General features: G+C 70.5%; 15 protein-coding genes. 5 read left to right on the top strand and 10 right to left on the bottom strand.

Annotated features, from left to right (window positions below; translation table 11 throughout):
- Positions 1-13: 13 nt before the first annotated feature.
- The 5 genes from RUR_RS07215 to RUR_RS07195 are packed head-to-tail and all read right to left on the bottom strand — an operon-like array spanning position 14 to position 5,620.
- On the bottom strand, positions 14-1,183 hold the full coding sequence (locus RUR_RS07215; RefSeq protein WP_283134128.1) for an acyl-CoA dehydrogenase family protein: 1,170 nt from the start codon (positions 1,181-1,183) through the stop codon (positions 14-16).
- Positions 1,173-2,585, bottom strand: a complete 1,413-nt coding sequence (locus tag RUR_RS07210) for an MmgE/PrpD family protein (protein ID WP_283134127.1) — start codon at positions 2,583-2,585, stop codon at positions 1,173-1,175. Before RUR_RS07210 ends, RUR_RS07215 begins: the two co-directional genes overlap by 11 nt.
- A complete protein-coding gene (locus RUR_RS07205) occupies positions 2,582-3,520 on the bottom strand; it encodes an HpcH/HpaI aldolase/citrate lyase family protein (protein WP_283134126.1) in 939 nt (312 codons plus the stop codon). Before RUR_RS07205 ends, RUR_RS07210 begins: the two co-directional genes overlap by 4 nt.
- On the bottom strand, positions 3,517-4,026 hold the full coding sequence (locus RUR_RS07200; protein WP_283134125.1) for a MaoC family dehydratase: 510 nt from the start codon (positions 4,024-4,026) through the stop codon (positions 3,517-3,519). Before RUR_RS07200 ends, RUR_RS07205 begins: the two co-directional genes overlap by 4 nt.
- A 37-nt stretch (positions 4,027-4,063) precedes the next feature.
- A complete protein-coding gene (locus RUR_RS07195; RefSeq protein WP_283134124.1) occupies positions 4,064-5,620 on the bottom strand; it encodes an ABC transporter substrate-binding protein in 1,557 nt (518 codons plus the stop codon).
- A 653-nt stretch (positions 5,621-6,273) separates the two neighbouring features.
- Between RUR_RS07195 and RUR_RS07190 the strand changes: the two genes are divergently transcribed.
- From RUR_RS07190 to RUR_RS07175, 4 genes are read left to right on the top strand one after another with little or no spacing between them, the layout of a single operon-like run.
- Positions 6,274-6,786, top strand: a complete 513-nt coding sequence (locus RUR_RS07190; protein ID WP_283134123.1) for a MaoC family dehydratase — start codon at positions 6,274-6,276, stop codon at positions 6,784-6,786.
- 39 nt (positions 6,787-6,825) lie between these two features.
- A complete protein-coding gene (locus RUR_RS07185) occupies positions 6,826-7,776 on the top strand; it encodes an ABC transporter permease (RefSeq protein ID WP_283134122.1) in 951 nt (316 codons plus the stop codon).
- Positions 7,773-8,633 (top strand): ABC transporter permease, encoded by an 861-nt coding sequence (locus RUR_RS07180; RefSeq protein ID WP_283134121.1) that lies wholly within the window; start codon positions 7,773-7,775, stop codon positions 8,631-8,633. Before RUR_RS07185 ends, RUR_RS07180 begins: the two co-directional genes overlap by 4 nt.
- The gene (locus RUR_RS07175) at positions 8,630-10,414 is read left to right on the top strand and encodes a dipeptide ABC transporter ATP-binding protein (protein ID WP_283134120.1); all 1,785 of its coding nucleotides are present in this window, start codon (positions 8,630-8,632) and stop codon (positions 10,412-10,414) included. The genes RUR_RS07180 and RUR_RS07175 overlap by 4 nt, the downstream gene beginning before the upstream one ends.
- 64 nt (positions 10,415-10,478) lie before the next feature.
- Here the strand turns inward: RUR_RS07175 and ligA are convergent, their stop codons facing one another.
- Positions 10,479-12,704, bottom strand: coding sequence for an NAD-dependent DNA ligase LigA (gene ligA, locus RUR_RS07170; RefSeq protein ID WP_283134119.1), 2,226 nt, complete (start codon positions 12,702-12,704; stop codon positions 10,479-10,481).
- A 156-nt stretch (positions 12,705-12,860) separates the two neighbouring features.
- A complete protein-coding gene (locus tag RUR_RS07165) occupies positions 12,861-13,856 on the bottom strand; it encodes a methionine synthase (RefSeq protein WP_283134118.1) in 996 nt (331 codons plus the stop codon).
- Positions 13,857-13,879: 23 nt separating this feature from the next.
- On the opposite strand from RUR_RS07165, the gene RUR_RS07160 reads away from it, so the two are divergent.
- Positions 13,880-14,506 carry an MBL fold metallo-hydrolase gene (locus RUR_RS07160; protein ID WP_283134117.1) on the top strand — a complete coding sequence of 209 codons (627 nt, stop codon included), beginning with the start codon at positions 13,880-13,882 and terminating at the stop codon, positions 14,504-14,506.
- 1,738 nt (positions 14,507-16,244) lie between these two features.
- Here the strand turns inward: RUR_RS07160 and RUR_RS07155 are convergent.
- From RUR_RS07155 to RUR_RS07145, 3 genes are all read right to left on the bottom strand, one after another.
- Entirely contained in the window at positions 16,245-18,533 is a 2,289-nt protein-coding gene (locus RUR_RS07155; protein ID WP_283134116.1) for a protein kinase domain-containing protein, read from the bottom strand.
- A gap of 131 nt (positions 18,534-18,664) precedes the next feature.
- Positions 18,665-19,735, bottom strand: a complete 1,071-nt coding sequence (gene mnmA / locus RUR_RS07150; protein ID WP_283134115.1) for a tRNA 2-thiouridine(34) synthase MnmA — start codon at positions 19,733-19,735, stop codon at positions 18,665-18,667.
- 46 nt (positions 19,736-19,781) lie between these two features.
- Positions 19,782-20,945, bottom strand: a complete 1,164-nt coding sequence (locus tag RUR_RS07145) for a cysteine desulfurase family protein (protein WP_283134114.1) — start codon at positions 20,943-20,945, stop codon at positions 19,782-19,784.
- Positions 20,946-20,958: the final 13 nt, after the last annotated feature.

Genomic DNA, 20,958 nt, shown 5'->3' with positions numbered 1-20,958 from the left:
GCGGCCGGCGTTCTCAGCGGCCCAGCAGTGCGTCCGAGATCACCCGAAGCTGGATCTCACTGGTCCCCTCGAAGATCTTCGTCAGCCGGGCGTCCCGCCAGTGGCGCTCCACGGCGCAGTCGGTGGTGTACCCCGCGCCGCCGTGGATCTGGATGCCCTCACTGGTGACCCGCTCGGCCATCTCGCTGGCGAGCAGCTTCACCATCGACGCCTGCGTGCTCGCCTTCCGCCCGGCGTCGATCTCCCGGCACACGGCGTACATCAACTGCCTGGCCGACTCGATCTCGGCCGCCATGCCGGCCAGTTTGAAGCGGATGGCCTGGAAGTCGGCGATGCGGCTGTCGAACTGCCTGCGCGTCACCGCGTACGCGAGCGAGTCCTCGAGTGCGCCCCGCGCCAGGCCGATGGACCGGGCCGCGGTGTGCACCCGGGCGACGTCCAGCACCTCCATGATCGTACGGAAGGCCTTCCCCTCCTCGCCCAGCAGCGCGTCCTCGGGGAGCCGCAGGTCCTCGAAGGCGAGCTCCCAGGTCTTCCAGCCGCGATAACCGATCTTGCGGATCCTGGTCCCGGAGACCCCGGGCGGGAGCCCACCCCGCTCCTTGGGGACGTAGAAGGCGGAGACCCCCTCGTGCCTGCGGGCGGCGCCGGGCGGCGGTGCCGTACGGGCGAAGACCACCAGGTAGTCCGCGCCGTCGGCGAAGGTGCACCACATCTTCGTCCCGCTGAGGATCCAGCCGTCCCCCGTCCGGGTGGCGCGGCAGGTGATGTTGGCGACGTCGGAGCCCGCCTCCGCCTCGGAGATCGCGATGGCGGAGAGGAACTCCCCGCGGGCCACCAGCGGGAGTTTCTCGGCCTTCTGCCGCGGCGAGAACCCTCCGTGCAGTCCGTTGCCTCTGGCGATCAGGCTCCCGACGCTCATCCAGGCCCGGGAGAGCTCCTCGGCGGTGATGCAGTACTCCAGGACGCCGAGGCCGAGTCCTCCGTACTCCTCAGGCACCATGATCCCGAAGAATCCGATGTCGGCCATCTTCTCCCGGAGGGCGAGCGGGATCTCACCGTCGATCGGGTCGAGCTCGTTGGCGAGCGGAAGCACCTCCTTCATGGCGAACTCGCGGGCCAGGCGCTGCAGCGCGCGCTGGTCGCCGGTGAGGCCCATCCCTGTGCTCTGGTCAAGGTTCATGCGATTCCCATCTGCGGATCTGTGCCCCGGAGGGGCCGGTGGGGGACGTGGGGCCCGGCTCGCGGAGCAACGCGGTGAGCCGGGCCACGGAGACGAGCCCGTCGAGGGCGGCGACCCGGGAGACGATCTCCTCGGCTCGGGCGGAGCCCACCACCGGCACGGCGAGGGAGCGGAACTTGCCGGTGAGACGGTCCCATTGCGGTTCGAGCCGCCCCGCCGCGGCCGGTACCCCGACGTCGACCGTGTCCCTCAACGTCGTGCCGTCGGTCAGGACGACCGACACCGCGGTGCGGGTGAACGGGCGGTCCGGGTCGACCTCCGTGCGCACCACGGCGGCCAGGCGCCGCAGGTCGTCCCTGGCCAGGGTCTCGGGGGTGAAGGCGTCCTCCCCCACCTGGCCGAGGACCAGGGCCATCGCCGCGGTGAACTCCAGGCTGAACTTGGCGTCGAGCGGCGTCCGCACGTAAGGACGCGTGCACATCCCCACATGCATGGGCGTGACGCGCAGTTCGACACCGGCGATCCGGTCCACGGGCAGCCGCGGCCGCAGCCGCAGCAGGGCCTCGACGGAGGAGTGCGTCCCGTAGCAGGAGGCGTGGAACTTGTAGAGGATCTCCCGGCAGTACCAGGGGGTACCGGCCGCGGTCATGGCTTCGGCGAGGTCGACGGCGTCCGCGTGGGTCGGCGCGAACCCCTGCGCGCACCCGATGCCGTCGACGGGCCCGATCGCACCGCGCCGCGCGAGCCGGGCGGCCAGCAGTCCCTCGGCGGCCGCCCGGCCCACCTGCAGCGATTTGCCCCAGGACCCGAAGGCGGACTTCAGTCCCGACGCGGCGGTCGCGGCGAGGCCCAGCGCGTGCCCGGTCCGCCGCGGCCCGAGCCGGAGCAGGTGCGCGCTCGCCGCCGCCGCCCCGAACACACCCACCGAGGCGGTGGTGTGGAAACCGTTCAGGTAGTGCGACGGCGTGACGGCGCGGTTCACCCGCGTCTGGGTCTCCACGCCCGCGACGAACGCGGCCAGCAGGTCCCGGCCGCTCGCCCCGCGCACCTCGGCCACGGCGAGCGCCGCGGGCAGGACCGGAGCCGTGGGGTGGCCGTCGAACGCGGTGAGGACGTCGTCGTAGTCGAGCACGTGCCCGGCGGTTCCGTTGATCCTCGCCGCATCGGCGGGCGAGGCCCCGTCGGCCCGGGTGAGCACGGTGGCGGCCGGTCCGGTCGCGGGCGGCGCCGCCGTACCGGCGATCGCTTGGGAGACCGGCTCCCCGGCACCGGCGAGGGCGACACCCAGCCAGTCCAGGATGCTCGACTTGGCGATCAGAACGACGTCCGCCGGTATCCGCTCGTAGAGGTACGTCGGCACCGACCGCGCCAGATGGTCCGTGACATCCGGAGCCTGGGTCACGGATGCATCCCGCATCGGCGGGCGCGCTCGATCACGGTCTCATGGATGCGCCGCGCCGCCGCGTCGATCAGGCTGCCCTGGTGGACGGCGGCGCCAAGGCCGTTCTCCTCCGCCTCCCGCAGGGCCGCCATCACCGCCACCGCCTTGTCCAGCTCCACGCGGGTCGGGGCGAACACCTCGTTGGCGATGGGGAGCTGGCCGGGGTGGACGCACCACTTGCCGACCGCGCCGAGCGCCGCGGCCTGAACGGCGGACGCCCGGTAGCCCTCGGGGTCGCCGATGCCGGCGTACGGCCCGTCGATCGCGTCGATGCCGTTGGTCCGGGCCGCGACGACCATCCGGCACCGCGCGTAGTGCCAGATGTCACCCGGGTACGGGAAGGCGCCCTGATCCGCGCCCCCGACGTGATCGCCCCGCATGCCCTGGTCGGCGGAGAGGTCGCCGAAGCCCAGGATCAGCGCTTCGAGCCGTGGGCTGGCCGCCGCGATCTCGTCGACGCGAGCGAGCGCCTCGACCTCTTCGATGAGGACCTCCATACCGATCCCCCGATGGGGCAGCCCGAGTCTGGCCTCCAGCTGGGTGAGCAGGTCGTCGACGAACCACACGTCCCGCGGCCCCCGCACCTTGGGCACGATGACGACGTCGAGCGCGCCCGCGGCCCCGCCGACGACCTCGATGACGTCGCCGAAGCACCAGGGGGTCTGCACCGGGTTGATCCGGCAGGCACGGGTCTTGGCGCCCCAGTCGAGTTCGGTCAGGCCGCGGACGACCTTGCCGCGGGCGGCGTCCTTCTCCGCCGGGGCCACCGCGTCCTCCAGATCCAGGAAGACCAGGTCGGCGGTGCTCTCCGCGGCTTTGGCGATCATTTTCTCGTTGCTTCCCGGTGTCGCCAGCTCGCTGCGGCGCAACCGGCGTACCGGTGACGGGTGTGTCATCGAATCCCCCAATGGCTTCTTCTCTTGATCAAGGCGGTGCGGATTCCCTCGAAGACGACGACGTCGTCCTGGCGCAGACCCCAGTGCTTGAAGGTGACCAGGCCGGCGTCCGGGTGCTCGGACTGAGCGATGTCCAGCACCTCGGTGTACGCCGTGAGCGTGTCGCCGTGGTGGACGGGCGCACGGAAGCGGAACCCGTCGTAGGACACCTCGGCGAGGGCGTGCTCGGTGGTGTCCTGGAAGGCGAGCCCCAGGACCGTGGCCGCGGTGGCCAGCCCGAAGACGAGCCGGCCGGAACCGAGTTCGGCGGTGTCACGGGTGTCGCGCTGATGGTCGTTCCAGTGCGCCTGCGCGGTGTTCATGACCTGCTTGGCGAGGAAGGACCCTTCGGCTTCGCCGATGGTCGACGAGCGGGCGTGGCGGAGCCGCAGGCCGACGGTGAAATCCTCGAACCATCCGGTGGCGCCGAGCAGCCCGGAGGTCTGCCGGGCGATGGAATCGTCCACGGTGCCTGTTCCTTCTGTGTGCGATGGGCGCATGCGGTCACCCGGCGGCTTTCAGCAGCCGGATGTTGGTCCCCTGGGCGAAGTCCAGCTGTGACGGAGCCCGGGTGTAGGTGTAGCCGCCCCCGAGGACCGAGACCTGTGCGCCCTGGTAGACCGGGATGTACGGCACGTCCTCGGCGATCCGGCCGAGCAGGGTCTTGGTGGCTTCCCACCGCTCGGCGTCGTCGCCGGTGAGCCCGCCGAGCGCGGAACGGGTCTGCGGGGTCGAGTACTTGGCGACGTTGAACGCGCCTTCGCCGACGACCTTGTCCAGGCCGTTGGGAACCGGGGCGAAGGTCCCGAGGTTGAACGGCGTGGGCGTTCCGGCCTTCTTGGCGTAGATGCTCTCCAGCCATTCGTTGCGGCCGACCTGCTTGGCCTCGGCCGAGACACCGATCTTCGCCAGGTTCTCCTGCAGGTTCAGCGCGACCAGCTTCGTCCACGGGAGCTCGTCGAGGAAGTAGACGGGGAACGACAGACCGCGGGCGTGGGCCGACTTCTCCAGTTCCCGCTTGGCCAGCTCCAGGTCGAACGGGTAGGAGGGCAGGCCCGCCAGGAAGGCGTCGGCCTCCGCGGGGGACGGCGCGGTGGCCCGGACGATGTCGTCCGGCAGGTACGAGCGGAGCGGCCGCACCTGCGAGCCGAAGGCGGCCGACAGCACGCCGGGCCGGTCCAGCGCGTGGGCGACGGCCCGCCGTACGTGCACGTCGTCGAAGGGGGGCCTGGTGACGTCGAGCGCGAGGAAGTTCGACTGGAGGCTGGGGACGTTGTAGACCTTCGCCCCGGAGATCCGCTCCCACTCCTTGATCGCGGTGACGTCCGAGATCATCGCCCCCTGGATCCGGCCGGAGCGCATGGCCAGCTGACCCTTGGTCTCACCGGTGATCGCCGTGAAGGTCAGGCGGTCCGGTGCGGGCGGACTGCCCTGGTAGCGGGGGTTGCGCTTCATGCCGATCTCGTCGGGGGTGTAGCGGTCCACCGTGTACGGGCCGGTGCCGACGGGTACGGCGTTCGCCGACCCGAGGTCGGCGGCGTGCGCCTCGGCGAACGCCTTCTCCTGGATGAGGCCCACGACGCAGAGCGCCGCGCGGGTCAGCGGGTCGGGCTGGGACAGGGTGACGGTCACCTGGCGCTCCCCGGTGACCTCGATCGACTTCACGTACTCCAGCGTGTTCTTGGTCTGGGCCGTGTCCCCGGTGACGTGCTTCAGGCTCCACGCCACGTCCTCGGCGGTGAGCGGCTTCCCGTTGGAGAACGTCACGTCGGGCCGGAGGTCGTACACGATCGTCGTCTTGTCGGGCTGGGTGACGGACCGCGCGAGCAACGGCGTGTACGTCCCGTCCTGCGTCAGGGTCTCCAGCGGCTCAGTGATCATGGCCATGATGTTGGTCTCGGCGATGTTGTAGTTCTTCGCCACGTCCAGCGAGGGCGGTGCGGACGAGGCGAAGGTGACTTCGGAGGACGCGGGCGGGGTCGTGCCGGTGGACGACCCGCAGCCGGCGATGAGTGACACCGTGGCGAGGACCACGGCCAGCGACTGGGATGGACGGCCCATCACTACTCCTCAGGTGGCGCATCCGAGACGTTCGCGGGGATGGAGTCGTGAACCCTCGGTGGCACCGGAAGGGACGGGCGTCCGGGGCGGCCGAGAGGTGACGACAGGTGGAAGCGAAGCCTCGATCGGAAGGGATCTCGATCGGCCAGGGCTCGCGTCGTTGTCTCGGATCCGCGATGACCGCATCCGTGATCGATCACGATCACGGACGTGAGAGGCGACGTGCGGAGCGGCTCCCCGGAAATCCGGACAGTCGTGCCGCTGCGGGGCACGTCGGTCATCGCAGCGTCGCACTGAGTGCGTGACCTGTCAACATCCCGGGCGAGCTCTACCACCGAGCACTGCACTATTGACAGCCGAGGTCACCGGTGTCACGATGCGGCAACCGACGTGCCAGACGGAGGCGCCGAACCCGCCACTCCGGGGTGCCTCTCCGTACGCCGCTTCCACCGTCCACGATCCTCGCCGACGTGGACCCGGTCATCGTGTGGTGACGCAGCGGTGCACTGAATCCTGACCGATCGAGGCCACGCCTCCGTGCCGATTCGGTCGCCCCCCGGCCTGTCCCGGCCTGCGGTGCCACCGACGACGCACGCGTCCGGCGTGCCTCTGGACTGGAGGCCCGCAGCACGGTGCGTCCGGGAAGGCATCCGATGAATAATCCGGACTTCACGAAATTCGTCATGCAGGAGAAGGGGCGCGTCTTCCGGGACTTCACCCTTCACGAGGAGATCGAACACCACTGGGGACGGACCGTCACCGAGGCGGAGGCCATCCTGTTCTCCACCTCGACGTGCAACTGGCACCCCCTCTACGTCAACGGTGAGTTCGCCCGCGCGCACGGCCATCCCGGCGTCGTCGTCAACCCGATGCTGGTGCTGTGCACCGTGGTCGGGCTCTCGGTCGAAGACCTGAGCGAGTCCGGGGGCCCGTTCCTCGGCGTGGACGACGTGCGGTTCGGTGTCCCGGTCCACCCCGGGGACACCCTCTCCGCCCGGTCGACGGTGATCGCACTGCGCGAATCGGCCAGCCGTCCCCGGATGGGCATCGTCACCTGGGAGACGGTCGGGGTCAATCAGCGGAACGCGGAGGTCGTCCGCCTCCGGCGCACCAACCTGGTACGCAAGGACCGCGCCCCCGCGGAGACCGCCGATGACCGCCGCTGAGGCCCGCCGCACCGGACCGGCGCGAGGGATCCCCCGGCGATGACGGGATTCGTGCTGAGGCGACTCGCCGCCGGCGGAGGCCTGCTCGTCGCGGTGAGCTTCCTCATCTTCAGCCTGCTGCACCTCGCGCCCGGATCGCCGCTCACCAGCCTGCTCGGCGGGCAGGACGCGAGCGACGAGCAGATCGCGGCCCTCGTCCGCGAGTACCGCCTCGACGAGCCCTTCCTGGTCCAGTACGGGAGCTGGCTGGCCCGAGCCGTCCAGCTGGACTTCGGCCGGTCGATCCTCTCGCACACCTCCGCGCTGGCCCGCATCGGCGAGTTCGCCCCGGTGAGCGCCCAGCTGGCGGCTCTCACCCTTGTCATCACGGTGCTGGTCGGCATTCCGCTGGGCATGGCCGCCGGCCTGCGGCGCGGTCGTGCCGCCGACCGCCTGACCTCGTTCGCCGCCGTCGTCGGAATGAGCTCGCCGCCGTTCGCGACGGGCGTGCTGCTGATCTACGTCTTCGGGGTCGGTCTCGGCGCTCCCGTGTTCGGTGCGGGAGGGGCGGGGCTGGACCGGCTGCGGCACCTGATCCTGCCGGCGGTCGCCCTGTCGATCGTCCTCATCGCGATCGTCGTCCGGCAGACCCGGGCCGCCGTCCTGGACACCTGCCGGCAGGACCACGTCGTCTTCGGCCACGCCCGGGGCCTGCGGATCTCCCGGATCCTCACCCGGTACGTGCTCAGAAACAGCGCCCTGCCGATCGTGAACACGGTCGGGATCCTCGTCATCCAGCTGGCGGCGGGGACCGTCCTGGTGGAGAGCGTCTTCTCGCTGCCCGGCATCGGCACCCTCATGGTCAACTCGGTCGAAGCCAAGGACATGCCGGTCATCCAGGCCCTCGGCATGCTGATCGCGGTGGTCGTCGTACTGACCAACCTGCTCGTGGACCTGGTGTCGATCATGATCGACCCCCGCCTCCGGCTGGGAGTGAGGACGTCCCCATGACCATCGGCGTGAACCCGCCCCCGGCCAAGCCGGACACTCTTCGGAAACGGCCGTCCCCGCTACGGTTCGCACTCCCGGCCCTCCTCGCCGTCGTCGCCCTGCTCGCGGTGTTCGGCGCGGAGCTCGCCCCCCAGGACCCCGACGCCCAGAACCCGGCGCTGGGCGCCGGCCCGCCCGGTCCCGGCCACCCGCTGGGCACCGACGTCCTCGGACGTGACGTGCTGTCCCGGCTGATCGTGGGGACCTTTCCGGCCGTGGCGGGCCCGGTGTGCGTCGCGATCGGCGTCCTTGTCGCCGGCACCCTGCTGGGACTGCTCGGCGGCTACCACGGCGGCCGCATCGACGCGGTGATCGCCAGGGGTGCCGACATCCTCTACTCGATGCCGGCGCTGCTGGTGGCCATCGTCGTCATCGGGACCGTCGGCGGAGGCTACCTGCTCACCATCGGCCTGCTCATCGTGCTCACCCTGCCGGGAACGGTGCGCCTGATCAGAAGCGCCACCCTGTCGCAGGCGCGGTTGCCGTACGTCGACGCGGCTCGCGCCATGGGCGTCCGGCCGGGCTGGATCCTCGGCCGCCACATCCTCCCGAACATCATGCCGACGGTGGTCGCCACCTTCCTTCTGGAGTTCACGACCGCGTTGGTGTCGTTCTCGGCGCTGTCCTTCCTCGGGCTCGGGGTCGCCCCCGGCGCCGCGGACTGGGGCACGATGCTCGCCGACGGACAGGAACTCATCTTCGAGAACCCGATGATGTCGCTGACACCGGCGCTGCTGATCGTGCTCACGGCCGTCGGCGCCACACTCGTCGGCGACCGGCTCTACGACAGGGCGACCCTGGCGACGGAGGCACGATGACACCCCACCCCCCTCTGCTGTCGGCGACCGGACTCACGATCACCGCCGACGTCGGCGGCCGGCCGCGCCGGCTCGCCGGTGAGCTGGATTTCACCATCGCCCGGGGGGCGGCGCTGGGCGTCGTCGGAGAATCCGGTTCGGGGAAATCGATGACGCTCCGGTCCCTCGTCGGACTGCTCCCGAGCGGCGTCCGCGCCGACGGCGAGGTCAGGCTGGACGGTCTTCAGCTCATCGGCCTGCCGGAGCGGCGGCTTCGAACCGTCCGGGGTGAGCGGATCAGCCTGCTCCTGCAAGACCCGTTCACCATGCTCAACCCGCTCCAGCGGGTGGGCGTGACGCTCCGGGAGTCGCTGGCGCCCGAGATCCGCTCGGACCGCGCGGCGAGCAGGGAGGAGACGACCCGCCGCCTGGCCGAAGTCGGGCTGGACCCCACGGTGGCGGACGACTACCCCTTCCAGCTGTCGGGAGGCATGCGTCAGCGGGTCGCCATCGCCGCCGCGCTCGGGCGGGACCCCGACCTGCTCCTCGCCGACGAGCCGACGACCGCGCTCGACCCCTCCTCGCAGGCCGACGTGCTGAACCTGCTCGGCCGGCTGCGGGAGAGCCGCGGCATGTCGCTGATCCTGGTCACCCACGACCTGGACGTCGCGTTCGGCGCCTGTGACGACGTCGTGGTGATGTACGCCGGGGCCGTGCTGGAGAGCGCTCCGGCCGGGACGCTCGCGACGCGCCCGCGCCACCCCTACACGCTGGGCCTGCTCAGGTCCCGGGTCCCCAGGGACAGATACCTCGCCGAGCTGACCTCCATCCCCGGCAGTGTGCCCGCGGCGGACGCCGTCCGGCACACCTGCCCGTTCTCCGACCGCTGCTCCTGGCACGCGGGACCCTGCCGGGAAACCAGGCCGACGCTGTCACCCGTCGGGGCGGGTCACCTGACGGCGTGCACGCGCGTCGCCGACATCGGGGCTGAGCTGGACGCGATGCTCGCGGACCGGGACGACGCCGGGGAAACACGGGCGGAGGACGCCGGGCGACCGGACGATCTGGTCGTGGTCGGCGAGCTCCGCAAGACGTTCCGGAGCAGGCCGCTCGTCGGTCCCGGGCGAAGCACCACGGCTCTGGACGGCGTGTCGTTCCGCATCCGCGAGGGCGAATCGCTCGGGCTCCTCGGTGAGTCGGGCTCCGGCAAGTCGACCATCGCCCGCATCCTGCTCGGACTCGAGACCGCGGACTCCGGCGAGATCCGCTTCGGGCGTGGGCACAGGCCCGCGGTCCAGGTCGTCTTCCAGGACCCGTACTCCTCGCTCAACCCCTCGCTGACCGTCGGCGCGTGCCTGCGCGAGGCGATCCGGCACCGCGTGCCGCACCGGCGGGACCGTCCCGTACCGGCCGAGGCCGATCTCCTGGCCCTGGTGGGCCTGCCGGCCGGGTACGCGAGCCGCCGCCCTCCGGCGCTGTCGGGGGGCGAACGGCAGCGCGTGGCGATCGCCCGGGCGATCGCCACCGACCCCGACCTGCTCATCTGCGACGAGCCGGTCGCGGCGTTGGACGTGTCCGTCCAGGCGCAGATCCTCGAACTCTTCCGCGACCTGCGCCGGGAGAGGAAGATCGCCATGCTCTTCATCACCCACGACCTGGCGGTCGCCCGGCAGATGACCGAGCGCGTCGTCGTCCTGCACCGCGGACAGGTGGTGGAGAGCGGAGAGACGGCCGGAGTGCTGACCGAACCGGAGCACTGGTACACCAAACGGCTGGTGACCTCGACGCCCGGGGGCCGCTGACGACGCACGGGCCGGCGGCGCCCCCTCAGGGCTCCGCCGGACCCGGCGGTGCGCGGCGACGGGGTCACTCCTCCCCGCGGACGGCCACCTCCGTCGCCGCCTCGGGGCCGTACGTGAGCAGGGTCTCGAAGCCCGTCTCGTCCAGGATCGGCACCTTCAGGGTGAGCGCCTTCTCGTGTTTGGAGCCGGCGTTCTCCCCCACGACGACGAACGAGGTCTTCTTGGAGACCGAACCGGAGACCTTGCCGCCCCGGCCGGTGATGGCCTCTCCGGCCGAGTCCCGGCTGTAGTTCTGCAGCGTCCCGGTGACCACCAGGGTGAGCCCGGCCAGGTTCTGCGGCAGCTCCACGGCGGGTGGCTCGTCCTCGGTCCGGACGCCCGCGGCGATCCAGCGTTCGACGATCTCCCGGTGCCAGTCCTCGGCGTACCACTCGACGATCGAGGCGGCGATGGTGGGGCCGACCCCCTCCACCGCGGCCAGTTCTTCCACCGGCGCTTCGAAGATCCGGTGCAGCGAACGCAACTCCGCGGCGAGCGCCTGTGCCGCGGTCGGGCCCACATGCCTGATCGAGAGGGCGACCAGCACCCGCCAGAGCGGCTGCCGCTTCGCCGGCTCCAGCTCTTCCAGCATCTTTTCGGCGTTCTTGCTGAGTCGGCCGTCGTCGTTGGCGAAAAAGGTGACGACCTTGGGCTCACCCGTCTCCGGGTCGAGCTTGGGCAGCCCGGTCTCCTTGTCGATGACGTGCGACCTGATCGGGAGCAGCTGCTCGGCCTTGAGGTCGAACAGGTCGGCCTCGGTCCGCACCGGCGGCTCCTGCGGCGGCAGGGGGCGGGTCAGCGCCGTGGCCGCCACATAGCCCAGGCCCTCGATGTCGAAGGCGCCGCGCCCGGCCGCGAAGAAGATCCGCTCACGGAGCTGGGCCGGGCAGGAGCGCGCGTTCGGACAGCGGATGTCGACGTCGGCCTCCTTCATGTGGCGGAGTTCGGTGCCGCACTCCGGGCAGTGCGTGGGCATGACGAACTCACGCTCGGTGCCGTCCCGCAAATCGACCACCGGGCCGAGGATCTCAGGGATGACGTCGCCCGCCTTGCGCAGCACGACGGTGTCCCCGATGAGCACCCCCTTGCGGACCACCTCGGAGGCGTTGTGCAGGGTCGCCCGCTCCACGGTGGAGCCCGCGACGGTGATCGGCGCCATCACGCCGTACGGCGTCACGCGGCCGGTCCGGCCCACCCCCACGTGGATGTCGAGGAGCTTGGTGTTGACCTCCTCCGGCGGGTATTTGTATGCGATGGCCCAGCGTGGCGCCCGCGAGGTGGAGCCGAGCTGCCGTTGCAGCGCGATCCGGTCGACCTTGACCACGACCCCGTCGATCTCGTACTCCGGGTCGTGCCGATGCTCCCGGTAGTGCTCGACGTACCCGCGGATGCCGTCCAGGTCGTCCACGACCCGGTACAGCGCGCTCACCGGGAGCCCGAACTCCTTGAGCCGCGCATAGGTCTGGGACTGGCTCTGGGGGACGCCGTCGCCCTCCCAGACCCCGAAGCCGTGCACGAGCATGCGAAGCGGGCGCTGGGCGGTGATCCGGGGGTCCTTCTGCCGGAGCGACCCGGCCGCGGAGTTGCGCGGGTTGGCGAACGGGGGCTTGCCCGCCTCGACCAGCTGCTCGTTGAGCTTGAGGAAGCCTTCGACGGGGAGGAAGACCTCGCCCCGCACCTCCAGCCGCTCCGGCGGGTTCTCCCCGTCGAGCCGATGCGGCACGCCCTCGATGGTGCGGACGTTGAGCGTGACGTCCTCACCGGTGCGCCCGTCGCCCCGGGTGGCCGCCCGGACCAGATGCCCCTGCTCGTAGACGAGCGCGATCGCCAAACCGTCGATCTTCAGCTCGCAGAGGTAGGGACCCGGGTCGCTCTCGATCAGCCGCTCCATCCTCGCCTGCCACCCGGCGAGGTCGGCGTCGGCGAAGGCGTTGTCCAGGCTCTGCATCCGCATCAGGTGCTGAACCGGGGTGAACTCGGTGCTGATCGCCGCGCCGACCTTCTGGGTCGGCGAGTCGGGGGTGCGCAGGCTCGGATACCGCTCTTCGAGCTCGCGCAGCTCGCGCATGAGTGTGTCGTACTCCGCGTCGGCGAGTGTCGGCGCGTCGAGCACGTAGTAGCGCCAGTTGGCCTCCTCGACCCGCTCGGCGACAAGGGCGTGACGCTCCCGCGCCTCCGGCGGCGCGCCCGCGCTCGCCACGGACTCCTCCACCTCGCTCGCGCCCGACTCCGGCCCGCTCACGACGCTCATTCGGCAACCCCCTTCGCATCCTGGGAAAACCGTATCGCCGGGCACCGACGTTTTCGCACTTCGATCACGTCGGCGCACCCGGAAACCGACGGACCCCAACGTCACCTATGAGCCGCTTTATCGTGACTCAACTAGCGAAAGAGCACCACCCATCGGTTACTCATCGGGATCCTCACGGAGCACCTTCGCCGTCTCCCGGCACCGCGCGAGCGCCGTACGGGCGTACGCCGGCGACGCCCCGGCCAGACCACAGGTCGGCGTGACCACCACCTGCCCGGCGAGCCGCTGCGCCGGGAAGCCGAGCATCCGCCAGAGCTCCTTGACCGGCCGGGCCAGCAGGCCGATGTCGGGCAGGTCCGCGTCCAGGCTCGGCACCGCCCCCAGGAAGAACGCCAGCCCGGCCTCCACGGCCTCCCCGATCGCGTCCTCGTCGGTCCGCCGGAGCAGGGTGGCGTCGAGGGACAGCGCGCGGGCCCCGGTCTTGGCCAGCAGGCCGATCGGCGCCCCCGGGGCGCAGCAGTGCACAACCGTGAAGGTTTCGGAAATCGTCCTGCGCAGCCCGGCGACGGCGTCCTCACCCGCCACCGCGGCCAGCCGCCCGAACCCGCTCGCCGTGGGCACCGTCCCCGCCAGCACACCCGGGAGTCCGGGCTCGTCGAGCTGGAGGATCACCTCCGCGCCGGGCACCCGCCGCCGTACCTGTGCGACGTGCGCCCGCAACCCCTCGGCGAGCGAGTCGATCAGATCCCGTACCGCGCCGGGGTCGGCCAGCGTCCGGTCCCCGTGCTTGAGCTCGATCGCCCCGGCCAGGGTCCACGGGCCGCACGCCTGCACCTTGAGCGGACCCGTATACCCCTGGGTGGCCTCCTCCAGCGCATCGAGATCACGGGAGAGGTGGTCGCGGGCACGGCGGAGATCACGACCGGGCCGGTCGGTGAACCGCCAGCCCGACGGCTCGACGGACACCGCCAGATCCACCAGCAGCCCCGCGGTGCGCCCGATCGTGTCCGCGCCCACCCCGCGGGCCGGCAACTCCGGCAGGTACGGCAGCGGCAGCTCCCCGAACGCGACACGCAGTGCCTCGGCCGGATCTTCGCCCGGGTACGAGCCGACTCCGGTGGCACTCGCCGGAGGCCATGGAAACTCAGTCACGCCGGGCAGCCTAAGCTCAGTCCATGAAGCTCACCAAGCTGGGACATGCGTGTGTACGGCTGACGCGCGACGGCGGCACCCTCGTCGTCGACCCGGGGACGTTCAGCGAGGCGAACGCCGTGGACGGCGCCGACGCGGTCCTGATCACCCACGAGCACTTCGACCACGTCAGCCCGGAACAGCTGGCCGGGCGGAAGGTCGACATCTACACGGGCGCCTCCGTGGCGGCGCAGCTCACCGATGTGACGGGGACCGTGCACATCGTGGGGGAAGGCGACTCCTTCACCGCCGCCGGTTTCGACGTGGTGGTGTACGGCCGGCGGCACGCGGTGATCCACCCCGACATCCCGGTCATCGAGAACACCGGGTTCCTTATCGGCGGCTCCGTGTTCCACCCGGGAGACAGCTTCACCGTTCCCGGCGTCCCGGTGCAGACCCTGCTCTCCCCGGTGTACGCGCCCTGGCTGAAGATCAGCGAAGCCGTCGACCACATGCGTGCGGTGAACCCGGCCCGCGTGTTCCCCATCCACGACGGCCTGCTCAACGATGCGGGACACGCCTTGGTGGACCGCCTGATGGGCGGCTTCGCCGAACACGGCGGCATCGAGTACCGCCGCACCGAGCCCGGCGAGACCGTGAACCTGGGCTGAGCATCCCGTTCTAAGAGATGGGCCAGGCAGGTAGGAGCCGTACGGGTGACAACGGACGTGCGATATCCGTGCGAGAGCGAGCCAGGACAAAACCACGGACGTGCGGTACCCGTAAGAGCGAGCCGGACAAGAACAACGGACGTGCGGTACCCCGTTAAGGGAACTTGAGCTTACAAGAACAGTATTGTTTAACAATGACCGCGACGGTCCACGCCGGACAAAAAGCGTCCGGCATGAACCGCCGCGCGCATTCGCCCGCCGCAAAAAGCGCGGCGTGCGAAGTGCGAATGTAGCGCGACCAGCCCTAAGATCCAGCCACGCTTACAACCCTGACCCTAACCCCCGTGAGAGAAACTCGGGCTTACCGGGCGGGGCGTCATCCAAACCGTTTCTGCTGGGGTAGGTACGTGCGCGCGGCCTCACCGGTGTTTTGAGCCGACCAAGCGGAGCTCGGCCTACGGGTTCTAAGGCTCAACTTCTCTTAACATGGCTAGCACGTTCAGGTTGTCACCCTGACGATACTCGCAACAAAAACCCGCGAACCCTGAGCCACACTGGTCTTAGCGGTGACTTCTCCTGGCCGGTGTCACACGTCCTTGGCTACTCCAAGTCGCCGGTAACGGCTTTCGCCGCCGCTGGCCGTACAAACATGCCTGCTTGCGCTGGACGATCACGGAATCTGTGCCGGAGCCGCATTATCTGAACTCGCCGGACAATGAGACCAGCCATGCCTGCTCGTGACACCGCGCCTCCGATTGCTGGCCGGCGCCGACCCACGGTCCGGGCGCCCAGTAGCGGTCGCCGCTGTTCTCCTCACAAAGAGCGAATGCCCGGGCCTGCATGGTGGTACAACTAGCCCATGCCTTGCCGCGTTGCGTTCCCGGCGGATCCGACCAAACCCTGCACCCTGCTGTCGCCTGCGCGGCGGCAGGAGTAGGTGCCATCAGCGCCATTCCCCCGATCCCCACGACGACTGCCGAGGCAAAGGCCACAAGCCTTCTCCTCGCATCGCTTGCGCCACTCCATTCGCGCATGAGTATTCCTCCTGACGGTGATGTCTCGATGATTGGACCCTCTAGCGTTTTCCCAATTCTGCATCAGACAGGTGCCGGATTCTTTGAATTCTCATGCTCGGTTCATGAATCAGGACGTGCGAGCACAGCAGGGTCGGTCGCACTACATCCACACTTCTCACACCACTCTTTGTGGTGCGAGAATGCGCGCTGTGGTTCGTACCGGACGCTATTTATCCAGCACGAACCACCGCGATCAGTATTGAGAAACAATGTTCCGGTAATCCCGAGTTCGCCTAACGGGGTACCAAACGTCTGAGGTCGTCACCCCGACGACAATCACAACAAAGACCCGCGAACCCCGAGCCACACCGGTCCTAACTGTGACTTCTCCTAGCCGGGTGTCACACGTCCGTGGTTACCCCCAAGTCGCCGGCACCGGCTTTCACCGCCACTGGCCGCACCAAACAACATGCCTGCTTGTGCACTCTTGTCGTAAGTATGGCTGGATGCTAGGTGCCCAAGGCGTTACGTCCGCTTTCGCACGCCGCGTTCTTTGCGGCGGGCGAAAGCGTGCGGGGTTTGTGCCGGACGCTTTTTGTCCGGCACAAACCCCGCAGTCAATGTTTAAAACACTGGTCGTTGACGGCGACCTCTCCTGACACGGTCCCCACGTCCGTTGTCTTCACCCCAACCGTGCCTGCTGAGGGTGCACGGCCGGCATGTCAGTCCCGGCAGAAGTTCATCGCCACGGTGCTGGGGCCGGAGTTGGGGGTGGGGTTGGTTGTGGCGGTGACGTTGAAGAAGCAGTTGTCCCCGACCGGTAGCCGAACGGTCTCGGTGTAGTGCCGCTGCCCGGAAAGGGTGATCGGGCCGAAGGATCCGTTGACGGATTCTTCGGAGCCGGTCGCCCGATACGTGCCGAGCAGGGTGAAGGGCTGGGTGTTGGCGGTCTCCACCTCGATCACGGCGAGCAGGTAGGGTTCCCCTCCTTCGCCACCCCCCTCCAGGGTCCCGTGGGTCACCACGACGTGGACGACCTCGGGTTCCTCCTGGCAGTCGGGGGTGCGGGCCTGGCGGCTGACCGAGCCGCCGGGGGCCGCCGGGTCGGTGGCGGCGGTGAGGGTGACCGTCGTCCGGCACGGGAGTTCGGCGAAGTCGTGGGTGACCGTACGCCGGTAGCTCGTGGCGCCGGACAGGGTGAAGGTCTGGGTACGGCTGCCGCCCTCCCCGGCGCCGAACCGGGCTGTGAGGACGACCGGGCCGGTGCCTGTGGTGGTCACGGTGACCACGCCGGTGGAGTCGCCGCCTTCGCGGACGTCGAGTGACTCGATCTGCAGGTCCCGGACCTCGGTGACGCAGGACGGGGCCCGGGTCTGCTCGGTGACGATCCCGTTGGCCGCGCGGGGCTCGGTGGAGACGATCACGCCCCAGGTGCCGTCGCAGAGTCCGTCTGCGTAGGTGTGCCGGAACGTCCGGGTGTATCGCGTCGAGCCGGACAGGGTGACGGTGGTGGAGTCGACGCGGGTCGCCCCTCGGGTGAAGGTCACGGTCAGCCGGACCGGGGAGGTTCTGCCGGTGGTGACGGAGACCGCGGCGACGCCCGTACCGGCTCCTTCGGTACGCAGGCCGGCCACGCCCAGTTCCCGGACGGTGTCGTTGCGGGGAGGGGGCGGGAGCTGCGGCTCGTCGGTGACCGTGGGCTGCGGCGCCGGCTCAGGCGGGCCGGTGGGCGTCGCCCTCGGGGTGGGTGTGGTCCGTGCGGTCGGGGTGGGGGCAGGCGTCCGGGTTCCCTCGGGTGCCGGGGCGGTCCGGGTGGGCGACGCACTGGGGCCGGCGGACACCGGCCGGATCGGGAGCGAGGGCTCGGGCACGGTGGCGGAGGGCAGCGGGAGCGGGGTCGGCGCGCCCGTCGGGAACTCCGGGGTGGGGGTCACCACCGGGAACGTCTCCGGGGTGGTCGGCAGGGTGAACACCGGCGCCCCGCGCTGCAGGGGCGTGTCGGTGCCGTTGCGGCCCGCGCTCACGATGGCCACGACTCCGGCGATCACGACGACGAGTGCGGCGACCGCGGCGATCTGCACGCCGTACGTCCGGACGGTCCGCAGGACCACCTGCCCGAAGGTGGTGCCCGACTGGGCGGTCACCTGCCCGGCGGGGAGCAGGAGGAGCAGCAGTGCGGCGAGTTCGCCGAGGCGGCGACGGCCCCGTTCCTCCCAGTCGGCGCCGTACGCCGCCTGGGCGACCTCTTCCAGCCGGACGAGGAACGCGGCGGCGCTCGCCGGCCGGTCCCGGGCGTCTTTGGCGAGTCCGGCGGCGACGAGCGGGCGGATCGGCTCCGGGACCTCGTCGACGGGGATGGGGTCGTTGCGGTGCGCGTGCATGAGCACGGCGGTGTTGGTGGCCCGGTAGGGGCGGACCCCGGTGAGGCATTCGAAGAAGACCGCGGTGGCCGCGTAGACGTCGGTGGCCGGGGTGGCCGCGCCGCTGTGCCACTGCTCGGGCGCCATGTAGGGCGGGGTGCCGGCGGGCGCTCCGGGGCTGCCGGTGCGTACGGCGACGCCGAAGTCGATGAGCCTGCTGTGGCCTTCGCCGTCCACGAGAACGTTGTCGGGCTTGTAGTCCCGGTGGACGACTCCGGCCGCGTGCGCGGCGGCCAATCCTTGGAGTGACCCTTTCAGCACGGCCAGGGCCGCCTCGGGACCGGTCGGGCCGTGCTGTTTCAGCATGGCCCGCAGGGAGGCGCCTTCGAGCAGTTCCATCACGATGGCGGCGCCGGTGTCCCCTTCGACGTATTCGTAGATCCGTGCGACGTGGGGGTCCCGCAGTTCGATAAGGAGTCTGGCTTCTTCCCGGAATTGGGTGAGAAACCCTTGGTCGCCGCGGAGACGTTCGGAAAGGTATTTGATGGCGACCGGTGTGCCGGTCTCGTGCTCGGCCTCGACGACCCGTCCGCCACCGCCCTCGCCGATCGCGCGCACCTCGGAGTAACCGGGTACCGACCAGGCGCTCATGCTCATCCTCCCAGTGGGACCGGCCCCCAACTCATCGCGATGATCCTCGCGCAGGATGGCGATAAAAGCACCGGTAAAACCAACACAGAAGGAATTGGTATGAGAAGTAAACCTTCCGCCCGGAAGACGGGTCAGGTTGCGGCGGAGATGGTCGCCGACCCGAGGACGACGTCCCCGTCGTAGAACACCGCCGCCTGCCCGGCCGCGACCCCGGACGCGCTCCGGTCGAGCGCGATCCGAATCCGCCCGCCGTCGAGCACCACGCGGCAGCCGTACGCCTCCCCGTGGGCGCGCAGCTGAACGCCGCAGGTGATCGGGGTGGCCGGGGGGACGCGCAGACCGCTCCAGATCGGCCGCTCCGCGGTGATCTCGGTGACCTCCAGCATCTCGCGGGAGCCCACGGTCACGGTGTTCGACACCGGCTCGATGGAGAGCACGTAGCGGGGCCGTCCGTCCGGGGTACGGCCGACGCCGAGGCCTTTGCGCTGGCCGACCGTGTAGGCGTAGGCGCCGTCGTGGGAGCCGATGACCTCCCCCGTGGAGTCGACGATGGGCCCGGCGGCGGGGCCCAGCCGCTCCCGCAGGAACCCCCGGGTGTCACCGTCGGCGATGAAGCAGACGTCGTGGCTGTCCGGCTTGTCGGCGACGAACAGCCCGCGCCGCGCGGCCTCCTCGCGGACGGCGGCCTTGGGGGTGTCGCCCAGGGGGAACATCGCCCGGCCCAGCTGCTCCCGGGTGAGCACCCCGAGGACGTAGGACTGGTCCTTCACCGGGTCGACGGCGCGGCTCAGCGTCCCGTCGGCGGTGACCCGCGCGTAGTGCCCGGTCGCCACCGCGTCGAAGCCGAGCGCGAGCGCCCGGTCGAGGACCGCCTCGAACTTGATCTTCTCGTTGCAGCGGAGGCAGGGGTTGGGGGTCCGGCCCGCCGCGTATTCGCTGACGAAGTCCTCCACCACGTCGTGGTGGAATCGCTCGGCCATGTCCCAGATGTAGAAGGGGATGCCGATGACGTCCGCGGCGCGCCGGGCGTCCCGCGAGTCCTCGACGGTGCAGCATCCCCGCGCCCCGGTCCGGTACGACTGCGGGTTTTTGGACAGCGCGAGATGGACGCCGGTCACATCGTGCCCGGCCTCGGCGATACGGGCCGCGGCGACCGCGGAATCGACGCCGCCCGACATGGCGGCAAGCACGCGAAGAGTCATGGCCCCTCAAGGCTATCCGCTGCGCACGGCCGCCGAACCGGGGTTTTCACCCGACTCCGGCGCGGCGGGCCCGCTCGACGACCCCCGGGATCACCCGGACCAGTTCGTCGACGTCCGCCGCGGTGGAGGTGTGCCCGAGGCTGAACCGGAGCGAGCCGCGGGCCCGTACGGCGTCGGCGCCCATGGCGAGCAGGACGTGGGAGGGCTGGGCGACGCCGGCCGAGCAGGCCGAGCCGGTGGAGCACTCGACGCCCTTGGCGTCGAGCAGCATGAGGAGGGCGTCCCCCTCGCATCCGGGGAAGGAGAAGTGGGCGTTGCCCGGGAGCCGATCGCCGGGATGCCCGTTGAGGATGACGTCGGGGACCGCCTGGCGGACCCGGGCCACCAGGTCGTCGCGGAGCGCGGTGAGCCGTGCCGCGGTGGCCTCCCGGTGCTCCACGGCGAACCGCACGGCCGCCGCGAACCCGGCGATGGCGGGGGTGTCCAGCGTGCCCGAGCGCACGTCGCGCTCCTGGCCTCCCCCGTGGAGCACCGGCACCGGATCGGCCACCCCCCGGGCGAGCAGGAGGGCCCCCACGCCGAGCGGTCCGCCGAGCTTGTGGCCGGAGACCGTGAGGGCGTCCACCCCGCCGGAGAGGGAGATCGGGAGTTTGCCGACCGCCTGGACCGCGTCGGTGTGCAGGGGGATGCCGTATCCGGCGGCGATCTCGGCGAGCTCGGGGATCGGCTGAACCGTGCCGACCTCGTTGTTGGCCCACATCACGCTGATCAGCGCGATGCCGCCGGGGTCGTCGCCGATGGCGGCCCGGAGCGTCTCGGGGTCGAGCCGGCCGTGCTGATCCACGTCGAGCAGCGTGACCTCGGCGCCGGCGGACTCGCCGAGCCAGGCCGCCGGGTCGAGCACCGCGTGATGCTCGATCGCGCTGATCAGGACGCGTCTGCGGCGGCTGTCGGCGCGGTGGCGCGACCAGTAGAGACCTTTGATCGCGAGGTTGTCGGCCTCGGTCCCGCCGGAGGTGAAGACGACTTCACTCGGTCGCGTCCCGAGCGCCGCGGCGATCGTCTCCCGGGATTCCTCCACGATCCGGCGGGCGCGCCGCCCGGACGAGTGGAGCGACGACGCGTTCCCGACCTGGCCGAGCTCGGCTGTCATGGCCTCCACGGCCTGAGCGAGCATCGGTGTGGTCGCGGCGTGGTCAAGGTAAACCATGGCGTCCTCAGTT

Origin of the sequence: Rhizohabitans arisaemae, from assembly GCF_025996515.1 — a bacterium.
GTDB lineage: Bacteria > Actinomycetota > Actinomycetes > Streptosporangiales > Streptosporangiaceae > Rhizohabitans > Rhizohabitans arisaemae.
This window is presented reverse-complemented; position numbering and strand designations above follow the sequence as displayed.

What these genes read in the sequence shown, in the direction of transcription:
- RUR_RS07205 (WP_283134126.1), bottom strand. Translation starts at nt 3,520, where the DNA reads ATGACACACCCGTCACCGGTACGCCGGTTGCGCCGCAGCGAGCTGGCG.
- mnmA (WP_283134115.1), bottom strand. Translation starts at nt 19,735, where the DNA reads ATGACTCTTCGCGTGCTTGCCGCCATGTCGGGCGGCGTCGATTCCGCG.
- RUR_RS07190 (WP_283134123.1), top strand. Translation starts at nt 6,274, where the DNA reads ATGAATAATCCGGACTTCACGAAATTCGTCATGCAGGAGAAGGGGCGC.
- RUR_RS07180 (WP_283134121.1), top strand. Translation starts at nt 7,773, where the DNA reads ATGACCATCGGCGTGAACCCGCCCCCGGCCAAGCCGGACACTCTTCGG.
- RUR_RS07155 (WP_283134116.1), bottom strand. Translation starts at nt 18,533, where the DNA reads ATGAGCGCCTGGTCGGTACCCGGTTACTCCGAGGTGCGCGCGATCGGC.
- RUR_RS07160 (WP_283134117.1), top strand. Translation starts at nt 13,880, where the DNA reads ATGAAGCTCACCAAGCTGGGACATGCGTGTGTACGGCTGACGCGCGAC.
- RUR_RS07175 (WP_283134120.1), top strand. Translation starts at nt 8,630, where the DNA reads ATGACACCCCACCCCCCTCTGCTGTCGGCGACCGGACTCACGATCACC.
- RUR_RS07185 (WP_283134122.1), top strand. Translation starts at nt 6,826, where the DNA reads ATGACGGGATTCGTGCTGAGGCGACTCGCCGCCGGCGGAGGCCTGCTC.
- RUR_RS07215 (WP_283134128.1), bottom strand. Translation starts at nt 1,183, where the DNA reads ATGAACCTTGACCAGAGCACAGGGATGGGCCTCACCGGCGACCAGCGC.
- RUR_RS07145 (WP_283134114.1), bottom strand. Translation starts at nt 20,945, where the DNA reads ATGGTTTACCTTGACCACGCCGCGACCACACCGATGCTCGCTCAGGCC.
- RUR_RS07195 (WP_283134124.1), bottom strand. Translation starts at nt 5,620, where the DNA reads ATGGGCCGTCCATCCCAGTCGCTGGCCGTGGTCCTCGCCACGGTGTCA.
- ligA (WP_283134119.1), bottom strand. Translation starts at nt 12,704, where the DNA reads ATGAGCGTCGTGAGCGGGCCGGAGTCGGGCGCGAGCGAGGTGGAGGAG.